This is a genomic window from Aquitalea sp. LB_tupeE (genome assembly GCF_013391415.1).
Lineage (GTDB): Bacteria > Pseudomonadota > Gammaproteobacteria > Burkholderiales > Chromobacteriaceae > Aquitalea.
The window spans coordinates 1-24730 of the sequence record NZ_JACAXB010000008.1 but is presented as its reverse complement, the minus strand read 5'-3'; the positions used below and the strand labels follow the sequence as shown (position 1 = coordinate 24730).

The 24730-nt window shown below is 56.8% G+C and carries 21 protein-coding genes and 3 tRNA genes; 20 read left to right on the top strand and 4 right to left on the bottom strand.

What is annotated here, in order from left to right:
• Positions 1-12 precede the first annotated feature (12 nt).
• The 16 genes from rlmN (at position 13) to HWX34_RS02140 (ending at position 16583) form a co-directional block, all read left to right on the top strand.
• A complete protein-coding gene (gene rlmN, locus HWX34_RS02215; protein WP_131355213.1) occupies positions 13-1107 on the top strand; it encodes a 23S rRNA (adenine(2503)-C(2))-methyltransferase RlmN in 1095 nt (364 codons plus the stop codon).
• The gene (gene pilW / locus HWX34_RS02210) at positions 1104-1847 is read left to right on the top strand and encodes a type IV pilus biogenesis/stability protein PilW (RefSeq protein ID WP_255496545.1); all 744 of its coding nucleotides are present in this window, start codon (positions 1104-1106) and stop codon (positions 1845-1847) included. Before rlmN ends, pilW begins: the two co-directional genes overlap by 4 nt.
• Positions 1848-1849: 2 nt before the next feature.
• Positions 1850-2788 carry a RodZ domain-containing protein gene (locus HWX34_RS02205; protein WP_178970793.1) on the top strand — a complete coding sequence of 313 codons (939 nt, stop codon included), beginning with the start codon at positions 1850-1852 and terminating at the stop codon, positions 2786-2788.
• A 14-nt stretch (positions 2789-2802) separates the two neighbouring features.
• Positions 2803-4086 carry a flavodoxin-dependent (E)-4-hydroxy-3-methylbut-2-enyl-diphosphate synthase gene (gene ispG, locus HWX34_RS02200; protein ID WP_178970792.1) on the top strand — a complete coding sequence of 428 codons (1284 nt, stop codon included), beginning with the start codon at positions 2803-2805 and terminating at the stop codon, positions 4084-4086.
• Between the two features lie 54 nt (positions 4087-4140).
• Positions 4141-5412, top strand: coding sequence for a histidine--tRNA ligase (hisS, locus tag HWX34_RS02195; RefSeq protein ID WP_178970791.1), 1272 nt, complete (start codon positions 4141-4143; stop codon positions 5410-5412).
• Between the two features lie 17 nt (positions 5413-5429).
• Positions 5430-6059, top strand: a complete 630-nt coding sequence (locus HWX34_RS02190; protein WP_178970790.1) for a tetratricopeptide repeat protein — start codon at positions 5430-5432, stop codon at positions 6057-6059.
• 3 nt (positions 6060-6062) lie between these two features.
• Positions 6063-7202: an outer membrane protein assembly factor BamB gene (bamB, locus tag HWX34_RS02185; protein ID WP_178970789.1), complete on the top strand. Its 1140-nt coding sequence runs from the start codon at positions 6063-6065 to the stop codon at positions 7200-7202.
• A gap of 8 nt (positions 7203-7210) precedes the next feature.
• The gene (gene der / locus HWX34_RS02180) at positions 7211-8623 is read left to right on the top strand and encodes a ribosome biogenesis GTPase Der (RefSeq protein WP_045844759.1); all 1413 of its coding nucleotides are present in this window, start codon (positions 7211-7213) and stop codon (positions 8621-8623) included.
• A gap of 89 nt (positions 8624-8712) precedes the next feature.
• Positions 8713-8970: an RNA chaperone Hfq gene (hfq, locus tag HWX34_RS02175; RefSeq protein ID WP_045844760.1), complete on the top strand. Its 258-nt coding sequence runs from the start codon at positions 8713-8715 to the stop codon at positions 8968-8970.
• Positions 8971-9095: 125 nt separating this feature from the next.
• A complete protein-coding gene (gene hflX, locus HWX34_RS02170; protein WP_218645023.1) occupies positions 9096-10241 on the top strand; it encodes a GTPase HflX in 1146 nt (381 codons plus the stop codon).
• Positions 10210-11436, top strand: a complete 1227-nt coding sequence (gene hflK / locus HWX34_RS02165; RefSeq protein WP_255496544.1) for an FtsH protease activity modulator HflK — start codon at positions 10210-10212, stop codon at positions 11434-11436. Before hflX ends, hflK begins: the two co-directional genes overlap by 32 nt.
• A 13-nt stretch (positions 11437-11449) precedes the next feature.
• Positions 11450-12316: a protease modulator HflC gene (gene hflC / locus HWX34_RS02160; protein ID WP_370459655.1), complete on the top strand. Its 867-nt coding sequence runs from the start codon at positions 11450-11452 to the stop codon at positions 12314-12316.
• Positions 12317-12427: 111 nt separating this feature from the next.
• On the top strand, positions 12428-13579 hold the full coding sequence (locus HWX34_RS02155) for an ATP phosphoribosyltransferase regulatory subunit (RefSeq protein WP_045844763.1): 1152 nt from the start codon (positions 12428-12430) through the stop codon (positions 13577-13579).
• A gap of 32 nt (positions 13580-13611) precedes the next feature.
• Entirely contained in the window at positions 13612-14907 is a 1296-nt protein-coding gene (locus HWX34_RS02150; protein WP_178970787.1) for an adenylosuccinate synthase, read from the top strand.
• 138 nt (positions 14908-15045) lie between these two features.
• Positions 15046-16095 (top strand): oxidoreductase, encoded by a 1050-nt coding sequence (locus tag HWX34_RS02145; protein ID WP_178970786.1) that lies wholly within the window; start codon positions 15046-15048, stop codon positions 16093-16095.
• Positions 16092-16583 (top strand): heme-degrading domain-containing protein, encoded by a 492-nt coding sequence (locus HWX34_RS02140; protein WP_178970785.1) that lies wholly within the window; start codon positions 16092-16094, stop codon positions 16581-16583. The genes HWX34_RS02145 and HWX34_RS02140 overlap by 4 nt, the downstream gene beginning before the upstream one ends.
• Before the next feature lie 11 nt (positions 16584-16594).
• Here HWX34_RS02140 and HWX34_RS02135 read toward each other — a convergent pair whose 3' ends face one another.
• Positions 16595-17725 (bottom strand): cytochrome-c peroxidase, encoded by a 1131-nt coding sequence (locus HWX34_RS02135; protein ID WP_255496543.1) that lies wholly within the window; start codon positions 17723-17725, stop codon positions 16595-16597.
• A gap of 325 nt (positions 17726-18050) precedes the next feature.
• Here HWX34_RS02135 and acpA point away from each other — a divergent pair, with 325 nt between their 5' ends.
• Positions 18051-19667, top strand: coding sequence for an acid phosphatase (acpA, locus tag HWX34_RS02130; protein ID WP_178970783.1), 1617 nt, complete (start codon positions 18051-18053; stop codon positions 19665-19667).
• A gap of 149 nt (positions 19668-19816) precedes the next feature.
• Positions 19817-21232: a DHA2 family efflux MFS transporter permease subunit gene (locus tag HWX34_RS02125; RefSeq protein ID WP_255496542.1), complete on the top strand. Its 1416-nt coding sequence runs from the start codon at positions 19817-19819 to the stop codon at positions 21230-21232.
• A gap of 58 nt (positions 21233-21290) precedes the next feature.
• On the opposite strand, the gene HWX34_RS02120 is transcribed toward HWX34_RS02125, so the two are convergent.
• The 3 genes from HWX34_RS02120 to HWX34_RS02110 all read right to left on the bottom strand — a co-directional run bounded on the left by HWX34_RS02120 (position 21291) and on the right by HWX34_RS02110 (position 21655).
• Positions 21291-21377: transfer RNA gene (locus tag HWX34_RS02120), tRNA-Leu, on the bottom strand.
• A 53-nt stretch (positions 21378-21430) separates the two neighbouring features.
• A tRNA-Leu gene (locus HWX34_RS02115) sits at positions 21431-21517 on the bottom strand.
• A 51-nt stretch (positions 21518-21568) separates the two neighbouring features.
• A tRNA-Leu gene (locus HWX34_RS02110) sits at positions 21569-21655 on the bottom strand.
• Positions 21656-21731: 76 nt separating this feature from the next.
• Here HWX34_RS02110 and rnr point away from each other — a divergent pair.
• Positions 21732-24344 (top strand): ribonuclease R, encoded by a 2613-nt coding sequence (gene rnr, locus HWX34_RS02105; RefSeq protein WP_178970782.1) that lies wholly within the window; start codon positions 21732-21734, stop codon positions 24342-24344.
• A gap of 192 nt (positions 24345-24536) precedes the next feature.
• A partial coding sequence (locus HWX34_RS21025; RefSeq protein WP_218645021.1) for a hypothetical protein occupies positions 24537-24730 on the top strand: 194 nt, incomplete at its 3' end.

Sequence of the window (24730 nt, the reverse complement as noted above, 5' to 3'; positions counted from 1 at the left end):
ACCGAGGACTGCATGAAAACCAACCTGCTCGACTTCAATCTGGACCAGCTGACCGAACACTTTGCCGCCATGGGGGAAAAACCCTTCCGCGCCAAGCAGGTGATGCGCTGGATGCACCAGATGGGCGAAGACGATTTCGACGCGATGACCGACCTGGCCAAGAGCCTGCGTGCCAAGCTGCACGAGCGGGCCGAAGTGCGCGTACCGTCTTTGATGACCGGGCAGGCGTCCAGTGATGGTACCCGCAAGTGGCTGCTCGACGTTGGCACCGGCAACGGTGTGGAAACCGTGTTCATTCCGGAAGACGACCGCGGCACCTTGTGCGTGTCATCCCAGGTGGGTTGCGCGCTGGAGTGTACGTTCTGCTCCACCGGCCGCCAGGGTTTCAATCGCAACCTCAGCACTGCCGAAATCATCGGCCAGCTGTGGTGGGCCAACAAGGCCATGGGGATTACCCCGAAAAACGAACGTGTCGTGTCCAATGTGGTGATGATGGGCATGGGTGAGCCCTTGGCCAACTTCGACAATGTGGTCAGCGCGCTGCAGATCATGCTGGACGACCACGGCTACGGTCTCAGCCGCCGCCGGGTGACGCTGTCCACCTCCGGTCTGGTGCCGCAGATGGATCGTCTGCGTGAGGCCTGTCCGGTGGCGCTGGCCGTGAGCCTGCATGCACCGAATGATGCCATTCGCGATGAAATCGTCCCCATCAACAAAAAGTATCCGCTCAAGGAACTGATGGCGGCCTGCCAGCGTTACCTGGAAAAGGCCCCGCGCGATTTCATCACCTTTGAATATGTCATGCTCGACGGTATCAATGACCGTCCCGAGCATGCCCGCCAGTTGCTGGAGCTGGTGCGCGACGTACCGTGCAAATTCAACCTGATTCCGTTCAATCCCTTCCCCAATTCAGGGTACGATCGCTCCAGCAATAATGCGATCCGGATTTTCCGGGAAATGTTGCAGGAGCAGGGCTACGTGGTTACCGTAAGGAAAACCCGCGGCGACGATATCGACGCGGCATGCGGGCAACTGGCGGGGCAGGTGATGGACAAGACCCGTCGCCAGGTCAAATGGATGCAGATCGCACAGGAGAATGAAAAATGATCAAGTGGCGAGTGTGGATGGCAGCAAGCCTGTTGGCGTATGCCTGTGTCGCATTCGCCGCTCCGGCCAACCGGAAACTGGCGGAAATCCGCAGCCAGCTGGCCGTAGAATATGCATCGATGGGCAATTTGCCCGTGGCGCTCGAATCGGCCAATGAAGCTGTCGCGGCCGATGGCAGCTTTGTCGGTGCTTATCTCACACGTGCCTACATTTTCGATCTCATGCATCTGGATGCCGATGCCGAGAAGAACTTTCTGAAGGCTTTGCAGGTCGATCCATCCAGTCCTGAAGCCAATAACAATTATGGCCAGTTCCTGTGCGAGCATGATCACCCGCGCACAGCGATGGACTACCTGGCAAAGGCCATTGCCAACCCCTTGTACCAGACGCCACAAACCGCCTACCTCAATATGGGCCGCTGCAGTGTCAAACTGGGGGAAACCACCCAGGCCAACGACTACCTGCTGACTGCACTGCGACTGGCTCCGGACTATCCGCCGGCGCTGCGCGAGCTGGCGGCCTTGCATCTGGAGCTGGGCAATGCCAAGCTGGCATCCTTTTATTTTTCCCGCCTGCTGAAAATAGTCGGGAATACCCCGCCCGGAGCTGATGTGCTGTGGCTGGGGGTGCAGATTGCCAGAAAAGGGGGAGACCGGGCGCATGAGGCGGAATATTCGGCCCTGCTGAAAAACAAATACCCGGACTCCAAAGAAACTCAAATGCTGTTGAGCGGAAGCTGAAGATGGAACAGGAAGCAAATGACCAGCCTGCCGGCTTTGAGGTCGGTGCGGCGCTGAAAGCAGCGCGCGAGCGGGCCGGCATGAGCCTGGGCGAAGTGGCCGACAGGCTGAAGCTTTCCATCCGGCAACTGGAAGCCATCGAACACGATGATTTCCAGCAACTGCCGGGTGCAACCTTTGTCCGTGGTTTCGTCAGAAATTATGCGCGTTTTCTCCGGGTTGATCCGGAACCATTGATGGCCAGGCTGGAGCAGCAGTTTCCGTCTGCAGTCAATGAAGTTGTCAACCTGGTCAAGCATGACGGGCAAGGTGACGCCGTGGCACAGGCCGCACAGGCAAGCAGTCTGGGCAGCGCTCACTCCGCTGGCGGCAACGCGGGAAAGTGGCTGATCCTCGTAGTGCTGCTGGCAGCACTGGCTGCTGCTGCGGTCTGGTTGCTGTCCCGACCTGCCAATAAGGCAGATGACAGCAAACAAAGCTTGCAACCCATGCTGACTGAACAGGCAGCCTCGGCCGCAACGGCATCCGCTGCTGCCAGTGTTGCCTTGCCCCAGAATGAGGCGGCTTCCGTGCCGCAAGTCGCGCCAACAGCCACTGTGCAGACTGCCGCATCGGCCCCGGCCGTGGTGGCGCAGCCGGCACCGGTCGCCAGCAAGCCGCAGGCCAGTGTGGCAGCGGCTGCAGATGCCGCACCGGCAGCCGCTACCGGCAAGATCAGCCTCAGTGCCAAGCAGGCAGCGTGGATTTCCGTCATTGACGCCACCGGCAAGAAACTGCAATTTGGCACGCTGGAAGCGGGTGGCAGCAAGGAATTGAGCGGTACACCGCCCTTTCAGTTGAAGATCGGCAACGCGGCGCAGGTCGAACTCAGTTTTAATGGCCAGCCGGTTACGCTGGCCGACAAGATTCGTGGCACTACTGCCAAAATTGAACTCAAGTAAATGCGGATTGTTGCATGAATAGCGTGAATATCGCGCGACGCCCCACCCGCCAGGTGCGAGTGGGGCATGTCATGGTGGGGTCGGCTGCACCGGTTGTGGTGCAGTCCATGACCAATACCGACACGGCAGATGCCATCGCCACCGTAGAGCAGGTTTATCAATTATCCCAGGCAGGCTCCGAGCTGGTACGCATTACGGTCAACTCGCCGGAAGCCGCCGCGCGCGTGGCGGAAATCCGCCAGCGCCTGGATGACATGGGTTGTCATGTCCCGCTGGTGGGCGATTTCCATTTCAATGGCGAACGCCTGCTCAAGGAATACCCCGACTGTGCCCGTGCACTGGCCAAGTACCGTATCAATCCCGGCAATGTCGGCAAGGGTGCCAAGGGCGACGACAAGTTCGCCTACATGATTCGTACTGCGGCCGAGCTGGACAAGCCGGTACGCATTGGCGTGAACTGGGGCAGCCTGGATCAGGCCCTGCTGGCACGCATGCTGGATGCGAACAACCGCAAGCCGCAACCCCTGCCGCTGGAACTGGTGATGCGCGAAGCGCTGATCGTGTCGGCGCTGGAGTCCGCCGATAAGGCGATGGAGCTTGGCCTGCCGGCAGACAACATCCTGCTGTCGTGCAAGGTCAGCAATGTGCAGGATCTGATCACCGTCTACCGCGATCTGGGCAGTCGCTGCGACTTTCCGCTGCACCTGGGGTTGACCGAAGCCGGCATGGGCAGCAAGGGCATCGTGGCATCTTCTGCGGCGCTAGCCATCCTGTTGCAGGAAGGCATTGGCGACACCATCCGTATTTCGCTGACCCCGCAGCCGGGTGAAGCACGGACCCGCGAAGTGGTGGTGGCGCAGGAGCTGCTGCAAACCATGGGCTTGCGCAGCTTCACCCCGCTGGTGACGGCTTGTCCGGGTTGTGGTCGCACCACCAGCACCTTCTTCCAGGAACTGGCCGACCAGATCCAGACATACCTGCGCGAGCAGATGCCGGTATGGCGTTTGCAATATCCCGGTGTGGAAGACATGAAGGTGGCGGTGATGGGCTGTGTCGTAAATGGCCCGGGTGAAAGCAAGCTCGCTGACATCGGCATCTCGCTGCCCGGCACGGGGGAAGTTCCGGTAGCGCCGGTCTATGTGGATGGCCAGAAGGATGTCACCCTGAAAGGTGACAATATCGCGGCAGAATTCATGGCGCTGGTGAACAACTATGTGCACAGCCGTTTTGGTGAAGGTGGCAGCAAGCGCCGGGAATCACCGGCTGCGCGCACCATTCCCATCCTGCCGCAGCGCTGAGCACAGGCAGTAACAGACTGGCAAGATCAACCGAATAGCAAGAAAAAATATCAAATGGCGCAAAAATTGCAGGCAATCAAGGGCATGAATGATGTACTGCCCGCCGAGTCGTACCAATGGGAATACTTTGAAGGCGTATTGCGCAAGCTGCTGGCTGATTATGGCTATCAGAACATTCGTACACCGATTGTGGAAACCACCCCGCTGTTTGTCCGTGCCATTGGCGAAGTGACCGATGTGGTCGAAAAGGAAATGTACACCTTTGTCGACAGCCTCAACGGTGACAGCCTGACCTTGCGCCCGGAAGGCACTGCTGGCACCTTGCGTGCCGTGGTGGAGCATACCCTGCTGTACAACACCACCCAGAAGCTGTGGTACATGGGCCCGATGTTCCGCCACGAAAAACCGCAGAAAGGCCGTTACCGCCAGTTCCACCAGATGGGTATCGAGGCGCTGGGCTTTGCCGGCCCGGATATCGACGCCGAAATCATCGCCATGACCGCTGACCTGTGGCAACGCCTGGGTCTGAGCCAGTATGTGCGTCTGGAAATCAACTCACTGGGCAATGCCGAAGAGCGCGCAGCCCATCGCAAGGCGCTGATCAGCTATCTGGAAGGCTTTGTCGACATTCTGGATGAAGACGGCAAGCGCCGCCTGTACACTAATCCGCTGCGCGTGCTGGACACCAAGAACCCGGCCTTGCAGGAAATGGCCAATAGCGCACCGCGCTTGTCCGACTATCTGGGCGACGCTTCACGTGCCCATTACGAAGGCTGGAAGGCCATGATTGGTGCACTGGGTATCGACTTTGTCGAAAACCCGCGCTTGGTTCGTGGTCTGGATTACTACAATCAGTCCGTGTTCGAGTGGGTCACCACCGAACTGGGCGCACAAGGCACGGTATGTGCCGGTGGCCGTTACGATGGCCTGATCGAGCAGCTGGGCGGCAAGCCTGCCCCGGGCATCGGTTTTGGCATGGGCCTGGAGCGCGTGTTGCTGCTGTTGCAGGACAAGGGTTTGTTGCCGGCAGCGCGCAATGTGGATGTGTACATCGTCCAGCAAGGCGAAGGTGCCGCCATGTATGCGATGAAACTGGCACAGCAGTTGCGCCATGCCGGCCTGTCCGTCATCCAGCACCTGGGTGAAGGCAGCTTCAAGTCGCAAATGAAAAAAGCCGATGGTAGCGGTGCCGAATTTGCCGTCATCATTGGAGAAAACGAAATGGCGGCAGGTCAGGCCGTGGTCAAGCCCATGCGTGCAGATGCTGCACAGCAAAGCGTGGCGCTCGAACAGGTAGCCGCGACCATCACCGCGATCAAGGCTTGATATAAGGGGGGTGCGCAATGGCGTACGACTTGCAGGAACAGGAACAGATCGACTCCATGAAAGCCTTCTGGCAACAGTGGGGCAAACTGATTGGTGGTGCGGTGCTGGCCATCAGCGTGGCTTATCTGGGCTACAAGGGTTATGGCTATTATCAGTCTGCGCAGGCCAGCAAGGCTGCCGTGGTGTTTGCCGATGTCGAGCAGGCTGCCCAGACGCAGGATCTAAGCAAGGTCAAATCGGCAGCTGCACAGCTGCAGGCTGACTATGCCGGTACCGCCTACGCGGCTGATGCCGCCTTGCTTGCCGCCAAGGTCGCCTTCGAAAAGAACGACCCGGCCACGGCACAGGCCCAGCTGGGCTGGGTGGTACAAAACGTGAAGGACGAATCCATGGTGGCCGTGGCGCATCTGCGTCTGGCGACCATTCAGCTTGACCAGAAGCATTACGATGCAGCGCTGGCCGAACTGGGTCAGGCTCATCCTTCAGCCTTTGATGCCCTGTTCCTTGATCTGCGCGGCGATGTCCAGACCGCCAAGGGTGACAAGGCTGCTGCCCGTGACGCCTACAAGGCTGCGCTTGCCAAGCTGGTAGGCGATTCGCCCAACCGCCAGTTCATACAGACCAAACTTGACGCACTGGGAGCCTAATTGATGCGCCGCCAACTGCTGGTTACCGCTGTACTCTCCTCCTTCTTGCTGGCTGGTTGCGCCAGCTGGTTTGAAGGTTCTGTCGCTGCCAAGCCCACACCGCTGGCGGACATCAAGCCCATCCAGGCGCTGAAAGTGAAGTGGACGCTGTCGCAAGCTGCATCCGATGGCACATTCACACCGGTTTATGCCAACGGTAATGTGGTTTCTGCCGATGCCGACGGCCATATCCGTGTTGTGGATGCTCTTAGCGGTCGTCAAACTGCCGACATCACACTCAAGCGCGGCCTCTCCTCCGGTGTGGCTGTCGCTGGTGATACCGTCATCGTCGGCACCTTGGACGGCAAACTGCTGGCCGCAGACCGTAACAGCGGCAAGGTACTGTGGGAGCAGTCGCTGACCAGCGTCATTCTGGAAGCACCGCAGGTGGCTGGCAACATGGTGGTGGTGCGCAGCAATGACGGGCGTCTTACCGGTTTCAGCCTGAGTGACGGCAAGCAGCAATGGTCGGTATCCCACACGCAGCCGCAACTGCTGGTGCGCAACACCGGCTCCATGCAGGCCGTCGGCAACGAAGCGGTCATGGTGGGCTTGCCTGGTGGCAAGTTGGACATCATCAGCCCGACCAACGGTAATACCCTGTGGGAAGGCGTAGTGGCCAACCCGCGTGGTGCAACCGAGCTGGAACGCATTACCGATATTACCAGTCGCCCGGTTTACGAAAGCGGTCAGGTGTGTACCGTTGCGTATCAGGGGAAGGTGGCCTGCTTTGATGCCAAGGGCGGCAACCTGATGTGGGCGCGCGAGTTGTCCTCCAGCCGCGGAGTGGCGCTGGATGGCAGCAAGCTGTATGTCACTGCGGAAGACGGTTCAGTCTGGGCCTATGACCGTACTACCGGCCGCAACCTGTGGAAAACGGATGCCCTGAAATTCCGTAATGTATCTGGCCCCGCCATGCTCGGACGTTTTGTTCTGGTGATCGATGGCGAAGGCTATGGCCACCTGCTGTCCAACGAAAATGGCAGCCTGGTGGGCCGTGTGAAACTAGGTAGCGAAGGCATTGTCGCCCAGCCCCTGTCCCTGGGCTCTTCTGCCCTGGTACAAGCGGCAAGTGGCCGCCTGACGCTGCTGTCCATTGAGTAAATGTTGTAATGAAACCTACCGTAGCGCTGGTCGGCCGTCCCAATGTGGGCAAGTCGACCCTTTTTAACCGGCTCACCCGTAGCCGTGATGCACTGGTCGCCGACCAGCCAGGCCTGACACGCGACCGCCATTACGGTCATGGGCGCGTCGGGGGCAAACCGTATCTGGTGGTGGATACCGGCGGTTTCGAACCGGTGGTCGACGAAGGCATCCTGTTCGAGATGGCCAAGCAAACCTTGCAGGCGGTGGATGAAGCCGATGCGGTGGTGTTTCTGGTGGATGGCCGTACCGGCATCACGCCGCAGGACAAGATCATCGCCAACCGACTGCGCCAGATCGACCGACCGGTTTTCCTGGTGGTCAACAAGGCTGAAGGCATCAGCCACGCCATTGCCGGAGCTGAATTCCACGAACTGGCACTGGGCCAGCCGCTGGTCATTTCCGCCGCACACGGGGACGGCGTGCGCGAACTGATGGACATGGTGCTGGAAGACTTCCCGGAAGAAGTGGAAGAAGAAGACCGCTATCATCCGAAGTTTGCCGTTATTGGTCGTCCGAATGTAGGTAAATCCACGCTGGTGAATGCCATTCTGGGTGAAGAGCGTGTGATCGCCTTCGACCAGGCAGGCACCACGCGTGACAGCATCTATATTGATTTCGAACGCGAAGGCCATACCTATACCATTATCGACACCGCAGGTGTGCGGCGCCGTGGCAAGGTGAACGAAGCGATTGAGAAGTTTTCCGTCATCAAGACCATGAAGGCCATTGAAGACGCGAACGTCGCAGTACTGGTGCTGGATGCGCAGCTGGATATTTCCGAACAGGATGCCACCATTGCAGGCTTTGCACTGGAAGCAGGCCGGGCACTGGTGGTGGCAGTCAATAAATGGGATAACCTGGATTTCGAGCAAAAGGAAACCATCAAGCGGGACATCGCCCGCAAGATCAGCTTTCTGGATTTCGCCAAGTTCCATTACATCTCGGCCATCGAAGGCCGTGGCGTTGCCGATCTGTTCAAGTCCATCGACGAAGCCTACCAGGCTGCCATGGTCAAACTGGCCACGCCCAAGCTCACTCGTGTGTTGAATGTTGCAGTTGAGCGTCAGGCTCCGCCGCGTTCGGGCCTGATGCGTCCCAAGATGCGTTATGCTCACCAGGGCGGGATGAATCCGCCTATCATCGTTATCCATGGCAATGCGCTGGATGCGATTCCGGCAAGTTATACGCGTTATCTGGAACATACCTTCCGCAAGGTGTTCAAACTGCAGGGTACGCCGCTGCGGGTACAGTACAAAACCTCGGAAAACCCTTTCGATACCGAAGAGTCCAAGGAAAAGTCCAGAGCCAAGCCCAAACCGATGTCCAAGATGCGTGGGCGCGAGAAGGAAGTGCGCTGGGGCAAGAGTGGTAAAAAATAGTAGGCTGGGTTTTTTTCTGCTAAAAATAAGCATGCCAGCCGGGTTTTAAAGATTACTTAATACAACAATCAACGATTCGGAGAAAACGAATGAGCTCTAAAGGGCAAATGTTACAAGACCCGTTCCTGAACATCCTGCGTAAGGAACACGTGCCGGTTTCCATCTATCTGGTTAACGGTATCAAGCTGCAGGGTCAGGTCGAGTCTTTTGACCAATACGTCGTGCTGTTGAAGAACACGGTAACCCAGATGGTTTACAAGCACGCCATCTCCACAGTGGTACCGGCCCGTCCGGTTAATATCCCGCACGAACATCCGGGTCAGAAGCAGGATCAGCAAGACGCCTGATCGGGCCGAGCGCTGTATCCTCCACGGGCCGCCAGACTGTGTCATCCAGACACGGTTTGTCGGCCTTTTTTCATGCCAGGTTCGGCTGCAGCCATGCTCAGCAGTTGCAGCGCAACCCATTCATAATGGTTTTGAATACTGTGTTTGATCGTCCCGATATTGGAGACCAGGCTGTGCTGGTCTGTCTGGATTTTGGTGATCCGGATCATCAGGAAAATGTTGCCGAATGTGCCGAGCTGGTTCGCTCTGCCAATGTCACTGTCACGGGTATCATCCAGGGTAAGCGCCAGCGGCCCGACGCCGCCTTGTTTGCTGGCAAGGGCAAGGTGGAAGAGGTCGGGGTGATGGTGAGGGCTACCGGTGCGAATGTGGTGATTTTCAATCATCAACTATCGCCAGCACAGGAGCGCAATCTGGAGCGCGCACTGCAATGCCGCGTGATCGACCGAACCAGCCTGATCCTGGATATCTTCGCCCAGCGCGCTCGTAGTCATGAAGGCAAGTTGCAAGTCGAACTGGCACAGCTGTCGCATATCGCTACTCGTCTGGTCCGTGGCTGGACCCACCTTGAGCGCCAGAAGGGGGGTATCGGTCTGCGTGGACCGGGTGAAAGCCAGCTGGAAACCGACCGTCGCTTGCTGGGTAATAGGGTCAAGGCACTAAAAGAGCGTCTTGCCCAAGTACAGAAACAGCGCAACACCCAGCGCCGTGGTCGTCAACGTACCGGCATTGCCTCGGTCTCCATCGTTGGTTACACCAACGCAGGCAAGTCCACCCTGTTCAATGCGCTGACCAAGGCGCGTGCCTATGCTGCCGACCAGTTGTTTGCCACCCTGGACACTACCAGCCGCAAGCTGTTTCTCAATACCGAAACTTCCATCATTGTTTCGGATACGGTTGGTTTCATCCGGGATTTGCCACATACCCTGGTTGCAGCTTTTCGTGCCACGCTGGAAGAAACGATTCAGGCCGACCTGTTGCTGCATGTCGTCGATTCTTCCAACCCCTTGCGCGATGTTCAAATCGAGGAAGTTAACAAGGTGCTGGCTGAAATCGGGGCCGAGTCCGTGCCGCAGCTAATCGTCTGGAACAAGACAGATTTGCGCCAATTGCCAGCGGACATTGAACGCGACGAACTGGGAGAAATTGCGGCTGTGCGTCTGTCCGCGCTCACCGGGGAAGGGCTGGAACTCTTGCGTGAAGCACTTGCCGAACGCTTGCAGTCACCTGATAACCAACATGAAGAACAAGACGAATATGTCGCAGAATGATCCAAACCGGGGGCGTCAGGGCAGTGACGGACCGCCGGATCTAGACGAAGTATTCCGCCAGCTCAATCAGAAACTGGCACGTTTGCTTGGTGCCCGCCCTCCGGCCGGCGGGCAGCCAGGACCGGAACCCAAGGCTGCATTCAAGGGCGGCGCCATCGCTGTTGCCGGTGTCCTGGCCGCACTATGGCTGGGTAGCGGATTTTATGTCGTGGATGCCAAGGAGCAGGGTGTGGTGTTGCGCATGGGCAGCTTTAGCCGCATCACCGACCCTGGCTTGCAATGGCACCTGCCTTACCCGTTTGAGAAGGCCGAAATCGTCAACCTGACCGAACTGCGCAGCGTGGAAGTGGGGTACCGCAGCAATGCCAAGAACAAGGTGCCTGAGGAATCGCTGATGCTGACTGCAGACCAGAACATCATCGATGTACAACTTTCTGTGCAGTACGACGTGAAAGATCCCAAGGCTTTCCTATTCAACAATGCCTCGGCTGATCGTAATGCCAATGACATCGTCAAGCAGGCTACGGAAACGGCTATTCGTGAAGTTGTCGGACGCAACAAGGTTGATTTCGTCTTAAACGAAGGCCGTGCCCAGATTGCCGCAGATGCACAGAAAGTAATCCAGGACATTCTGGATCGTTACGGACTGGGCGTGCGCATTGCCAAGGTCAACATCAATGCAGTGCAGCCTCCCGAGCAGGTGCTCGCCGCATTTGATGATGCGGTGAAGGCCGGTCAGGACAAGGACAAGTTGCGCAACGAAGGTTTGGCCTACGCCAATGATGTCGTGCCCAAAGCCAAGGGGATGGCTGCCAGACTGGAACAAGAGGCCGAGGCCTACCAGCAGAAAGTGGTAGCGCAAGCCGAAGGCGATGCCTCTCGATTCAAGCAAGTGTTGTCGGAATACAACAAGGCTCCCAAGGTCATGCGTGACCGCCTGTACCTGGACATGATGCAGCAGGTGATGAGCTCCAGCAGTAAAGTTGTTGTGGACCAAAAGGGTGGAAACAGCCTGCTTTACCTGCCGCTGGACAAACTGATGCAGGCAGCTGCGCCAACTGCACCCCCTGCGGCCAGTGCGGCATCTGCACCTGCCGCAACGCCGCCTGTGACGCCATCGGCACCTGCCGTGCGCGCCAACAAGAATGGTCGCGATTTCGGTCGTGGCCGTGACATTCTCGGCGGGGAGCGCTGACATGCAAAAACTCATGCCAACCCTACTCGCAGTATTGGCCACCCTGTTCATCGCCAGCCTGTCGTTGTTTACGGTCGACCAGCGGCAGTACGCCATGGTCTTCCAGTTTGGCGAGGTGAATCGCATCATTACTACCCCGGGAATCCACTTCAAGATACCGCTGTTGCAGAATGTGCGGTATTTCGACCGCCGCGTGCTGACCATCGATGCCGAAGCACCAGAGCTGTTCAACACCCGCGAGAAGAAGAACGTGCTGGTGGATAGCTATGTAAAATGGCGCATTGTGGATGTCGAACAGTTCTACAAGAGTGTTGGTTCGGAAGCCGCAGCGGTTGCCCGCCTGAAGCAAACCATCAATGACGGCTTGCGTGCCGAGTTTGGCCAGAAGACGGTTGCTGACGTGATTTCCGGCAAGCGGGACGAGGTGATGGAGACGGTTCGCAAGCGCGCAGACGCAGATGCGCGTAAAATAGGCGTGGAAATTCTCGATGTGCGCTTAAAACGCGTCGATTTTCCGGATAAAATAAGCAGCTCTGTCTACGACCGTATGCAGTCAGAACGCCGTACCGTCGCCAGCCAGTTGCGCAGCGAAGGTGCTGCCGATGCTGAACGCATTCGGGCCGAAGCAGAAAAGCAACGCGATGTCATTCTTGCCGAAGCCTACAACAAGGCGCAGCAACTGAAAGGTGCTGGCGATGCCCGGGCAGCAGCGATTTATGCTGAAGCCTATGGCCGTAGTCCGGAGTTCTACGCGTTCTGGCGCAGCATGGATGCCTACAAGGAATCGTTCAAGAACAAGAGCGATGTCATGGTGCTGGACCCGAACAGCGAGTTCTTCAAGTACTTCAAGAACCCGCAGTCTGCCAGCAAAGGCAAGTAAGCGTTGTATTGATTCTACAATCAGTTTTCATGACTGGCCGGACACCCCGGCCAGTTTGCCGTAAACAGGGCGGGGTGATGAATCCCGCCTTTTATTTGTCGAAAACGGAATATGCGTAACTGGCTGTTACCCGAATACATTGCGGACATTCTGCCCGCCACTGCCCGCCAGGTGGAGTCTGCCAAGGCGGCGATGCTGGAACAATTCCGCTGTGCAGGTTATGAACTGGTCCTGCCGCCGCTGATCGAATATGTCGATTCGCTGATCGCCGAAGGGGATACCGCGCTGGATCTGAAAACCTTCAAGCTGGACGACCAACTGTCCGGCCATCAGCTTGGATTGCGCGCCGACATCACCCCGCAGGTGGCGCGTATCGACGCGCATTTGCTGGGCCATCGCACTGGCGTGACGCGTTTGTGCTATGCCGGCAGCGTAGTGCACACCCGTCCCAACGGTTTGATGAGCTCGCGCCAGCCCATGCAGGTTGGTGCCGAGCTGTATGGTTACGCCGGCATTGAGGCGGACATTGAAATCATCGAACTGATGCTGTCCACGCTGGAACAGGTCAAGGTTCCTCAGCTGCGTCTGGATGTTGGTCATACCGCCATTTTCCGTGGTCTGGCCAATGCTGCAGGCTTGTCACCGCAGGCAACCCGCGAACTGTTTGCCGTGTTGCAAAACAAGGATGCCGCCAGCATTGCAGAGCAGGTCGCCGGTCTGGCTGAACCGTATCGTTCTGCCTTCCTGGCCCTGCCCGAACTGTACGGCCCGGCCAGCGTGCTGGAAAAGGCGCGCACGCGTCTGCCTTCCTTGCCGGAAGTGGAACTGGCACTGATGCAGCTGACTGCCATTGCCCGTGCTTTTGAAGGCCGTGTTGCCATTAGCTTTGATTTGTCCGAGCTGCGTGGCACGCACTACCACACTGGTTTGATTTTTGCCGCCTATGCCCCGGGCTGGGCGGTAGAGCTGGCGCGTGGTGGCCGCTACGACAATGTCGGCCGCCGTTTTGGTCGCGCCCGTCCGGCGACAGGTTTCAGTCTGGATCTGCGTGACCTGATCCAGATCCTGCCGGAACGCGGCAGTGCCATGGGCATCCGCGTTTCTAATCGCCATCTGCCAGCGGCACAGGCAGAAGTCGAGCGCCTGCGCGCCGGTGGTGAAGTGGTGATCATTGATTATCTGGGGGAATCAGCCGAGGCCATCGGCTGCAACCGTGAACTCGTTCCGGCCGCTGACGGCTGGCAGATCGTCCCCTTTAACTGATTTTTAGTTTGACTGAAGAAGAGGTTTTTCCAATGTCCAAGAATGTTGTCGTGATCGGTACCCAATGGGGTGATGAAGGCAAGGGCAAGATCGTTGACTGGCTGACCGACCACGCACGTGCTGTGGTACGTTTCCAGGGTGGTCACAATGCGGGCCACACCCTGGTGGTGAATGGCAAGAAAACCGTGCTGCGCCTGATTCCGTCCGGCATTCTGCGTGAAGGCGTGGAATGTTTTATCGGTAATGGCGTGGTGCTGTCGCCTGAAGCACTGCTGAAGGAAATCGACGAACTGGAAGCTGCTGGCGTGAATGCTTCGGCCCGTCTGAAGATTGCCGAAGGCTGTCCGCTCATCCTCCCGTACCACGTAGCGCTGGATCAGGCGCGCGAAGCTGCACTGGGTGCTGGCAAAATCGGTACCACCGGTCGTGGTATCGGCCCTTGCTATGAAGACAAGGTTGCCCGTCGCGCCCTGAAGGTGATCGACCTGTTCAACCCGGAACGTTTTGCCTCCAAGCTGAAAGAGAACGTTGAGTATTACAACTTCCTGCTGACCAATCTGCTGAAGGCCGAGCCGGTAAGTTACGAAGAAATCCTGGCTAACACCATGAAGCTGGCAGAGCGTATCAAGCCGATGGTGTCTGACGTGTCCCGCACACTGTACGACATGGACAAGGCCGGTACTCCCATCCTGTTTGAAGGTGCCCAAGGCACGCTGCTGGATATCGACCACGGTACTTACCCCTTTGTTACCTCGTCCAACTGCGTGGCCGGTGCCGCCGCACCGGGTGCGGGTGTGCCGCCGCAAATGCTCAGCTACGTGCTGGGTATCGTGAAGGGCTACTGCACCCGCGTGGGTTCCGGTCCCTTCCCGAGCGAACAGGAAAATGAAATTGGTGCCTTCCTGGCCAAGCGTGGTAACGAGTTCGGTTCGGTTACCGGTCGTCCGCGTCGTTGTGGCTGGTTCGATGCCGCTGCGCTGAAGCGTTCCATCCAGATCAACGGTGTGTCCGGTCTGTGCGTGATGAAACTTGACGTGATGGACGGCCTGGAAGAAATCCAGCTGTGCACCGGTTACATGCTGGACGGCAAGAAGATCGACATCCTGCCCTTCGGTTCCGATGCCGTCACCAAGTGCGAACCGGTCTACGAAACCATGCCGGGCTGGACCGACTCCACCGTTGGAGCCAAGCGCTGGGAAGACCTGCCGGCTAACGCCCAGGCTTACCTGAAGCGTATCGAAGAAGTATGTGGTGCGCCGATCGATATCGTTTCTACCGGTCCCGACCGTGAAGAAACCATCGTACTGCGTCATCCTTACGGGCTGTAATCCTGGCCTGATCAAAAAAAGCCCACCTCATACGGTGGGTTTTTTTTATGTGTGAGGGCTGGCATGATAGCGCTAACACCTGGGATGCAGTTGTCTCCTGTGCGCGATCCACCTGCCTTGCCACCCTCTGGAAATGACATGAGCACACCTCTGAATGCTGTACTGCTTGGTTATGGTTATGCCGGTAAAACCTTCCATGCCCCCTTGATTGCCGCCTGCCAGGACCTGCGCTTATACGGTATTGTCAGCAGCAAGCCCGAGCAGTTACAGGCTGACTGGCCTGATGCACGATGCTGGCCCACCCTTGAACAGGCTTTGCAAGATGCAGCAGTCGACCTGATCGTCATTGCTACACCCAATGACTTGCATTTCGCACAGGCTCAGGCGGCGCTGCTGGCTGGCAAGCATGTTGTCGTCGACAAGCCATTTAGCGTCACGCTCAACGAGGCAAGACAGCTGGATGCGCTGGCAAAACAGCAGGGCGTGTTGTTATCTGTTTTCCATAATCGTCGCTGGGATGCGGATTTTCTGACCCTGCGCCAGTTACTGGACAGTGGCCGCTTGGGCCAGATCAGCCAGTTTGTCTCGCATTTTGATCGCTACCGTCCTGCAGTACGACAGCGCTGGCGCGAGCAGGGTGGGGCCGGTAGCGGTCTGTGGTACGACCTGGGCCCGCATCTGCTGGATCAGGCCTTGTTGTTGTTCGGGCGCCCTCTGGGAATTACCGCCTTTCTTGCCACGCAGCGTCAGGGAGCCAAAGCGACGGATTATTTCCATGTGCAATTGCGCTATCCGGCAACGCACGTGGTATTGCATGGCTCATGCCTGGTGAGTGGTGGTATCCCGCGCTACGCGGTGCATGGCGATCTCGCCAGCTATGTCAAATATGGACTGGATACACAGGAGTCTGATCTCAAGCAGGGCAAGGCTGTAGGCGGGGAGGGCTGGGGGACTGACCCGCAGCCGGGGCAACTGATTGTGGCTGAGGGGGATGCGAGCAATAGCACCCAATTGGCTAATCTGGCGGGCGACTATCGTTGTTACTACCAGCGAGTTGCCGCAGCCATCCATGGGCAGGGCAGTAATCCGGTGACAGCTGCTGAAGCGGTCAATGTGATGGAGTGGTTGGAGCGCGCAGTGCGTAGCGCCGCATTGGGGCGTGAAGTATCGGCGGAGGAAGTGTTGTGAGTATCGAGCAGGATTTACAGATCATTGCGCAACAGGAAGCCCTGCTGCAATTCAAGCAATTCGATGCTGACACGGCGTGGTTGTTGGGTTGTAGGCTGCGGGAGGAGGCAATGCGCCGTGGTGCTGCTTTGGCAATTGTGCTTACCCTCAACCAGACCCGGCATTTTCAGTGCCTGATGCCGGGTGCCACGGCCAATAACGAGGATTGGGCCCGTCGCAAACACAATGTGGTGCAGAAGTTTGAGCGCAGCTCACTGGCCATCGGTCTGGATTGCCAGCGCCAGCAAACCAGCTTGCAGGAGAAGAACGGGCTGCTACTGGCAGATTACGCTACCCATGGCGGCGGGTTTCCGCTGCGGCTGGAAGGCGGCTTGTGTGTCGGCTCGGTGGTGGTGTCCGGCTTACCACAACGCGAGGATCATCAACTGGTGGTGGATGTGCTCGCTGCCATGCTGGGCCGGGCGGATGTGCCCCGGCTGGAGCGGTAAGCCATACTCTGCTATTGCCCGCTGCGGGCTGGGCGGGCATCGGCATCCGTCAGCGTACCGAGGAAAGCCAGCAAGTCGTTGATTTCTTGTGCACTCAGCGCTGGCGGTGCTCCCCGTTTTCCGCCAAAGGGGGCTTCGCGGTTGATATTGCCATGATAAATCGTCGGCAAATCATCAAACATCACTGGCTGGCCATTGCTGGCAGCGGGGTACCATTTCTCCGGCTGGGTATCGCGGCTGGCGTAGAATTCCACCGCCTTGCGCAAATCATGGAATACGCCATTGTGGAAAAACACCTTGCGTGTGGCCACATTGCGCAAAGACGGGGTGCGAAATAGCCCGCAGTATTCTGTTTTCTGCATATCCTGGCGGACCGGCCCGCATAGACCCATATCGTGGAATGCCGTATTCCGATTTATTTCCAGTTGTCGATTACGCGGTACTCCCAGGGCAATCAGGCCAAAGTCGCTGAATGCCGGAAAGCCGCCATCGGGCTGCCGCTCACTCAAATGACAGGCAGCGCAGTTACCCTTGTCCGGATTGTTGAATACTTGCAAGCCGCGCAGCTCCTGGCGGCTCAGTTCAGCCTGGCCCCGCAACCAGTCATCATATTTGCTGCTATACGGATAAAAATCTGCCGGACTTTGCTGGAACACCTCCAGTGCCAGCACCAGTTTGTCGAAGGCTTGTGCCGGGTGCAGGAAGATATCCTTGCCGAAAACTGCCATGAAGGCGTTGGCACTTGCACTGCCTTTTAGCTGCTTCACCACCCGGTCTGCGCTGGCATTGGCCATCTCATTACTTGCCAGCAATGGAATGGACGCCTGTTCGTGCAGGCTGGCCGCGCGGCCATCCCAGGTAAAGCCCCCGGTTGGCCCTGCATCCTCGCTGTCATTGCCATCGTTGTCGCGAAAATGCTCGCTAAAAGGCGGTACAGTCTGCAAATAGCGCAGGGATGGCACTGCACGGTTACCCATTTGTTTGCCATCCAGCCCGCCAAGTTGTGCCGACTTGCCATCCGGAGGGCCATACGCATGCTCTGGGCTATGGCAGCTGGCACAGGATTGCTTGCCATTCGCCGACAGCGCGGTTTCAAAGAAAAGCTGGCGTCCCAGCTGGGTCAGCTGGCGGTTGTCCGGCATTGTTGGGACCGCATAGATACCGGTTGTCTGGCTGTGTTGCACTTGCTTGTTGGTTGGGGTGCATGCAGAAAGGCTGCCGAGTAGCAGAACCGCGCTTAGCCAATGTGAGATGCGTATCAGGGGGAAAGTGTGGTGCATGGTCCTGGATCGATAACAGAATTCTTGCAACATAACGCAGTTTCATCACGGCCTGATGACGTTAAGCCTCTGTACTAGGGTCAGTAACTGCCGCCTTGCCGCATCCATAATTTTCAGTTTCTAATCCATCATCATGCTGCAACACGCCGCAGCCACAATCGCTGGTATTCAGCAAACGGAGACAGACATGAAAAATTCCAAGCTCTTGTGGGCACCGATGGCGCTGACCCTTGCGCTGGCAGGTTGTAACAGCATGCCTGTAGCGGCACCGGCAACCGCAGGCTCGCTTGATGCCATCCAGAACGTAGTGGTCATTTTTGCCGAGAACCGCGCTTTTGATAATTTATACGGACTGTTTCCCGGTGCAAACGGCATACCCGGCGTGAACCCCTCTGCACGTGGTACCTATGTTCCGCAGAAGGATTTTGACGGGTCCGTGCTTCCCTTATTGCCGCCAACCTGGGGTGGTCTGACGGTAGCCGGGCAGCGTGTCACCTTGTCCCAGGCACAAACCATGGGCTGGCCCAACCGGCCGTTCCAGCTGGATGATCCCAAAGGAGTGCAGGGCAGCGGCACCGTGATTGCGCAGGATGTCACGACACGAGATCTGGTTCACCGTTTTTATAACAACCAGATGCAGATCAATGGTGGTACCAACGACAAGTTTGCCGCTTATTCCGATGCCGGCGGTCTGAGCATGGGGTATTACGATGGCAGCAAAATGGCCTTGTGGAAGCTGGCGCGTCAGTACACGCTGGCCGACAACTTCTTCATGGGTGCCTTTGGTGGTTCCTTCCTGAATCACCAGTACCTGATCTGTGCCTGTGCTCCGCAATATCCGCATGCAGATGCAGCTGACTCGCCGGCTCGGGATTCCATTTCGGCCATCGACACCGACGCGCAGGGGCGTTTCCTGCGTCTGACCCCGGCAGCCAGTGCCAAGACGTCTGTGCTAGAAGGCAAGCCAAGCTACAAGAATGACGGCAACCTGACACCAAAAGACGGGCAGGGCATGTTCTATGCGGTCAATACCATGCAGCCGCTATACCAGCCCAGTGGCAATGCACCGGCTACCAACGGAGTAAGCCAGTACGCAGACACTGCCAAAGCGACCACCCTCCCGGCGCAGAATGGCCCGACGATCGGCGACCGGCTGAGTGCCAAAGGGGTGAGCTGGGCGTGGTATGCCGGTGGCTGGAATGCTGCACTGGCCGCACGCAGCAATATCTACAACGGCAGTACGCCAAACTTTCAGCCGCACCATCAGCCCTTTAACTACTATGCTGAGTTTGACCCGCTTACCCGGCAGGCCAACCGTCAGGCACACCTGAAGGATTTTGATGCAGAATTCCTCCAGGCTGCGCAAGCCGGCAAGCTGCCAACGGTTGCATTCTATAAACCACAAGGTAATGTCAACCAGCATGCAGGCTATGCCAGCGTGGCAGATGGTGACGAACACATCGCTCAGGTCATTGCCCGTCTGCAACAGAGCCCGCAGTGGAAGAACATGCTGATTGTAGTGACTTATGATGAAAACGGCGGTATCTACGACCATGCTCCTGTACCGCAAGGCGATCGTTGGGGCCCGGGCAGCCGTATTCCCGCCATCATCATCTCCCCGTATGCCCGCAAAGGCTTTGTCGATCACACGCAATACGATACCGGCTCGATTTTGCGTTTCCTGACGCGCCGTTTTGAGTTGCAGCCTTTGCCTGGCTTGCTCGAACGGGATGCGGGCTTGCGTGCCAATGGCGCAGCACCAATGGGTGATCTCAGCAATGCCTTGGATTTGACTGCGCAGTAACGCCACTGAATTTCCCGCTACAAACAAGGCAGCCATATGCTGCCTTGTTTTATTTAGTCATCCGCAACACTTGTTTGTAAGATCATGACGGCAGGCATGGGTCAAACTGTTAGACTGAATTCAGTCCCTTCCCATCACTTTGACACAATATGCAGTTTCTTCTTGCCAGCGGCATGCTTACACCGCTCATCATCGCCACCGCGCTATTCATGGAAAACATGGATGCAACGGTAATCTCCACCTCATTACCAGCTATCGCACAGGATTTGCAGGTCGATCCAGTGGCTCTCAAGCTGGCACTGACATCTTATCTGGTCAGTCTTGCCGTTTTCATTCCGGTCAGCGGCTGGATGGCAGACCGTTTTGGCGCCCAACGTATTTTCCGCTCCGCCATTCTGGTTTTCATGGTGGGTTCGGTTTTGTGTGGTTTTAGCGGCTCGCTTGAATCTTTCGTGCTGGCGCGTTTCGTGCAGGGGATGGGTGGGGCGATGATGGTTCCAGTGGGGCGGCTGGTCATCTTGCGTACCACACGCAAGGATGAACTGGTTCGGGCATTGAGCTATCTGACCATTCCAGCCCTGTTGGGCCCGGTTATCGGGCCACCATTGGGTGGGTTTATCACCACTTATTTCCATTGGCGCTGGATTTTCTTCATCAATATTCCCATCGGCCTGCTTGGCATGGTGCTCGCAGGCCGTTACATCGAGAATCTGCGGGATGAGAATGTACCGGCACTGGACAAGACCGGATTCTTCTTGACCGGAGTGGGCTTGTCCATGCTGATGCTGGGACTGGCTACCGAGGGCAAGCATATGTTGTCGGCCAACCTTTCTTTGACAGTCAGTATGGCTGGGGCAGTGATGTTGCTGGCTTACTTGCTGCATTACCGCCGGGTAGATGAACCGTTGCTGGATTTGTCCTTGCTACGCTTGCCAACCTTTCATGCCAGTGTGTGGGGTGGCTTTCTCATACGGATGGGTATTGGGGCTACGCCGTTTCTGCTGCCCCTGATGCTACAACTTGGTTTTGGCTACACGCCGTTTGAATCGGGTTTGCTGACGTGCTCCACTGCGATCGGGGCTATCTTCATGAAGACCATTGTATCGCGCGTGCTTGAACGTTTTGGCTTCAAGCAAGTGCTGACTTGGAATGCCGTCTTGGTTGCCATTTCCATGGCGGTGTACGGACTGTTTCGTCCCGAAACGCCGCACTGGGTAATGCTGCTGGTGTTTGTGTTGGGTGGATTTCTGCGCTCTTTGCAATTTACCAGTCTGAACGCCATTGCTTTTGCAGACGTGGCACAGGCTCGCATGAGCCATGCCACCAGCCTCTCCAGCGTGGCGCAGCAGCTGGCAGCTGGGTTTGGTGTGACTTTTGCAGCCATCATTTTGCAGACTACTGCCGGATTGCAAGGACATGAGACTTTGCAAGGCAGTGACTTCGCATGGTCATTTCTGGCGATGGGCGTGCTGACCTTGCTTTCGGTCGCATTTTTCTGGAGCTTGGATCGTAATGCTGGTGCTGCACTGGCAGCGCGCGGGGACGATAGCAAAAAGCAAGCGTAATGAAATTATCTGTCTGAAAATGGAAAAAGCCGTTGATCAAAGATCAACGGCTTTTTATTGGTGCCCAAGAGAAGACTCGAACTTCCACACCCTTGCGGGCGCTAGGACCTGAACCTAGTGCGTCTACCAATTCCGCCACCTGGGCAAAGCAAATTGTGGTACTGCAAACCAGCAGCGCATGCTGATTTTAAAAATTGTTGGTGCCCAAGAGAAGACTCGAACTTCCACACCCTTGCGGGCGCTAGGACCTGAACCTAGTGCGTCTACCAATTCCGCCACCTGGGCAAACCAAGTTTTCTGCTACAAGCTGAACAAGCACTATACAATACAGTTTGTTGGTGCCCAAGAGAAGACTCGAACTTCCACACCCTTGCGGGCGCTAGGACCTGAACCTAGTGCGTCTACCAATTCCGCCACCTGGGCACTGCTTTGCTGTATCATTCAGTTGCTGTCTTGCTGCAACGAGATGCGAATTATAAACAAGTTTCTGAGGGTGTCAATGGCCCAATCTGCAAAAAAACAAAAAAATATCCCCCTGCGTTTGCAGGATCCTTTCTTGGAACGAGAAAAACTCAAATATTCCAACCCCTTACCCAGCCGGGAGTTCGTTCTGCAACTCCTGGAAGATAATGGTGTGCCCATGTTCCCGGAAGAACTGGCCGCCATGTTGTCTATCAAGAATGCCGAATTGGGCTTCTTTGAGCGCCGCTTGCTAGCCATGGAGCGTGAAGGTCAGCTGATCATCAATCGAAAAGGTGCGATTTGTGCTGCGCAAAAACTGGACCTGATCAAGTGCAAGGTTTCAGGTCATCGTGACGGTTTTGGTTTCGCTCTGCCGGATGAAGGTGAAGGCAGTGGGTTGGATATTTTCCTGCCCGAACGTGAAATGAAAAAAGTCATGCATGGCGACCGTGTACTGGTCCGTCCTTCCGGTGTTGATCGTCGTGGACGGCAGGAAGGAAAAATTGTCGAGGTGCTGGATCATGCATTCAGCAAATTGGTAGGGCGTATTCATCAGGAACGTGGCGTCTGGATCGTCACACCTGAAGATCGTCGTATCCGGCATGAAATTCTGATCGAACCTGGCAGCCAGAAGGATGCCAAGCACGGCCAGGTGGTCATGGTGGAAATCCTGCAATATCCGGATGCCTACCGACAGCCGGTAGCGCAGGTTGTGGAAGTGCTGGGTAACTATGCCGATCCGGGCATGGAAATAGAAATTGCCTTGCGCAAACATGCTTTGCCGCACGAATTTCCGGCCGAAGTATTAGCCCAGGCCAAATCCACGCCCAAGAAGGTACGCAAAAAAGACTTGTCCAAGGATCGTGTCGACCTGCGTCACTTGCCCTTGGTTACCATCGATGGCGAAACCGCGCGCGACTTCGACGATGCTGTCTATGCCGAGAAGCAAGGCAAGGGTTTCCGGCTGATTGTGGCTATTGCTGATGTCAGTCATTACGTTCAGCCGGGTGATGCTCTTGATCAGGAAGCGCTGGAACGCGGAACGTCCGTTTATTTCCCGCGTCGGGTCATCCCCATGTTGCCCGAAGCCCTGTCAAACGGCATCTGTTCCTTGAATCCTGATGTTGAGCGCCTGTGCATGGTTTGCGACATGCAAATCAACGGCAAGGGTGAGGTCAAGCGCTATCAGTTCTATCCGGCGGTCATGCTGTCCAAGGCACGTCTGACCTATACCCAGGTATGGGACTGGATTCAGCATGGCACCGATAATCCTTTATTGCCCAATATCCATACCTTATACGGCCTGTTCAAGGTATTGCTGGCTGCGCGTGCCAAGCGCGGTGCCATCGAGTTCGACTCGGTCGAAACCCAGATGGTCTTCAATGATCAGGGTAAGATAGACAAAATCGTTCCGGTGATCCGTAACGATGCTCATCGTTTGATTGAAGAGTGCATGCTGGCGGCTAATGTCTGTGCAGCTGACTTCCTGCTCAAGAGCAAGCAGAAGTGCTTGTATCGTGTGCATGAGGGGCCCACTCCGGAAAAGCTGGAGAACCTGCGCAACTACTTGCAATTGGTTGGACTCACCCTTGCGGGTAACGACAAGCCGACTGCCAAGGACTATGCCAAGCTTGCCGAGCAGATTCATGGCCGCCCCGATGCGCCTGTGTTGCAGACCATGTTGCTGCGTTCCATGCAGCAGGCTGTTTATACGCCAGACAATAATGGCCATTTTGGTCTGGCTTATGATGCCTACACGCATTTCACCTCACCGATTCGCCGTTACCCGGACTTGCTGGTGCACCGTTCCATTAAGGCAGTGTTGCAAGGTAGTAAGTACAAACCCGGCAAGTGGGCACAGCTTGGGATGCACTGTTCCATGACAGAGCGGCGAGCGGATGACGCCAGTCGTGACGTTGAATCCTGGCTCAAGACTTACTACATGCAGGATAAAGTGGGCGAGGTGTTCGAGGGCAAGATCAGTGCGGTCACTAGCTTTGGTGTGTTTGTGCTGTTGGATAATGTCTATGTGGAAGGTTTGGTGCATATTTCCGAACTGGGTAAGGACTACTTCCACTTCCGCAAGGACATACAGGCGATTGTCGGTGAAAAGAGCGGCATGTCTTATCGCCTCGGAGATACTCTGACGGTAAGAGTGGTGAGCGCCAATCTGGAAAATGCCCAGGTTGATTTTGCATTGGTGCGTGATTCTGAACAGGCCGAATCGTTTTCTCCTAGTACTAAGCGCGAGAAACCGCAACATGCAAGTCATACTGCATCCTCCCGCAAGCAGAGCAATCATGGTGCCCGCGGTCGGAGTCAGCATGGCAAGCGTGCTGACAATCGTCAGGATAATGTGACTGCTATCCCCCCGGCGGCATCGGCAGCATCCGGCACCGCAAGGAATCGGCGCAAACCGGCAGCTGTGCCAACACCTGTAGATCCGCGCCCGTCTGTGAAGGGAGAATCAGCCCCGCCGGCAGCGGCACGACGCAAGTCTGCGGCCAGTCCCTCGGCTGTACAGCCAGCGCGAGATGCCGTTGCGCCTGCTCCGCGTTCGCGCCGTAAGCCGGCTGCAAGTTCTGAGCCGGCAGTACCATCAGCGCCGCGCGGCCGTAGCCGTAATACCAAGAAATCGGATGGTCAGTAAGTTGGTTATTTAGCCAGCCTCTCCTGTGTGAGAATCGCTGGCTCAGCAAAAAGCCCGGCGTCAGCCGGGCTTTTTGACGCCTGTGCCTGTGTCTTTCGGTACCGAGGCCGATTTTTGCGTGCGTCAGCCCCTTTTTCACTGGCAGGATAGGCAGTAACGCATGACGGGCTGCGCACCCGCAGCAAAACAGTCATGAAACCCGCATTTCATAAAGTATTACCGTTCAGTGACTTAGCGTTCTGTGCGACGGAATTTCAGCAAATCCTGCAGATTTCTTCGCACAAAGTGTTGACGAGGGTGGGGCAGGGCGGTATAGTTCGCCTCCTCAGCAGACAACGCAGCGATGGAAACGAAACGCAGCGACCTGCACCGCTCTTTAAAAAAAC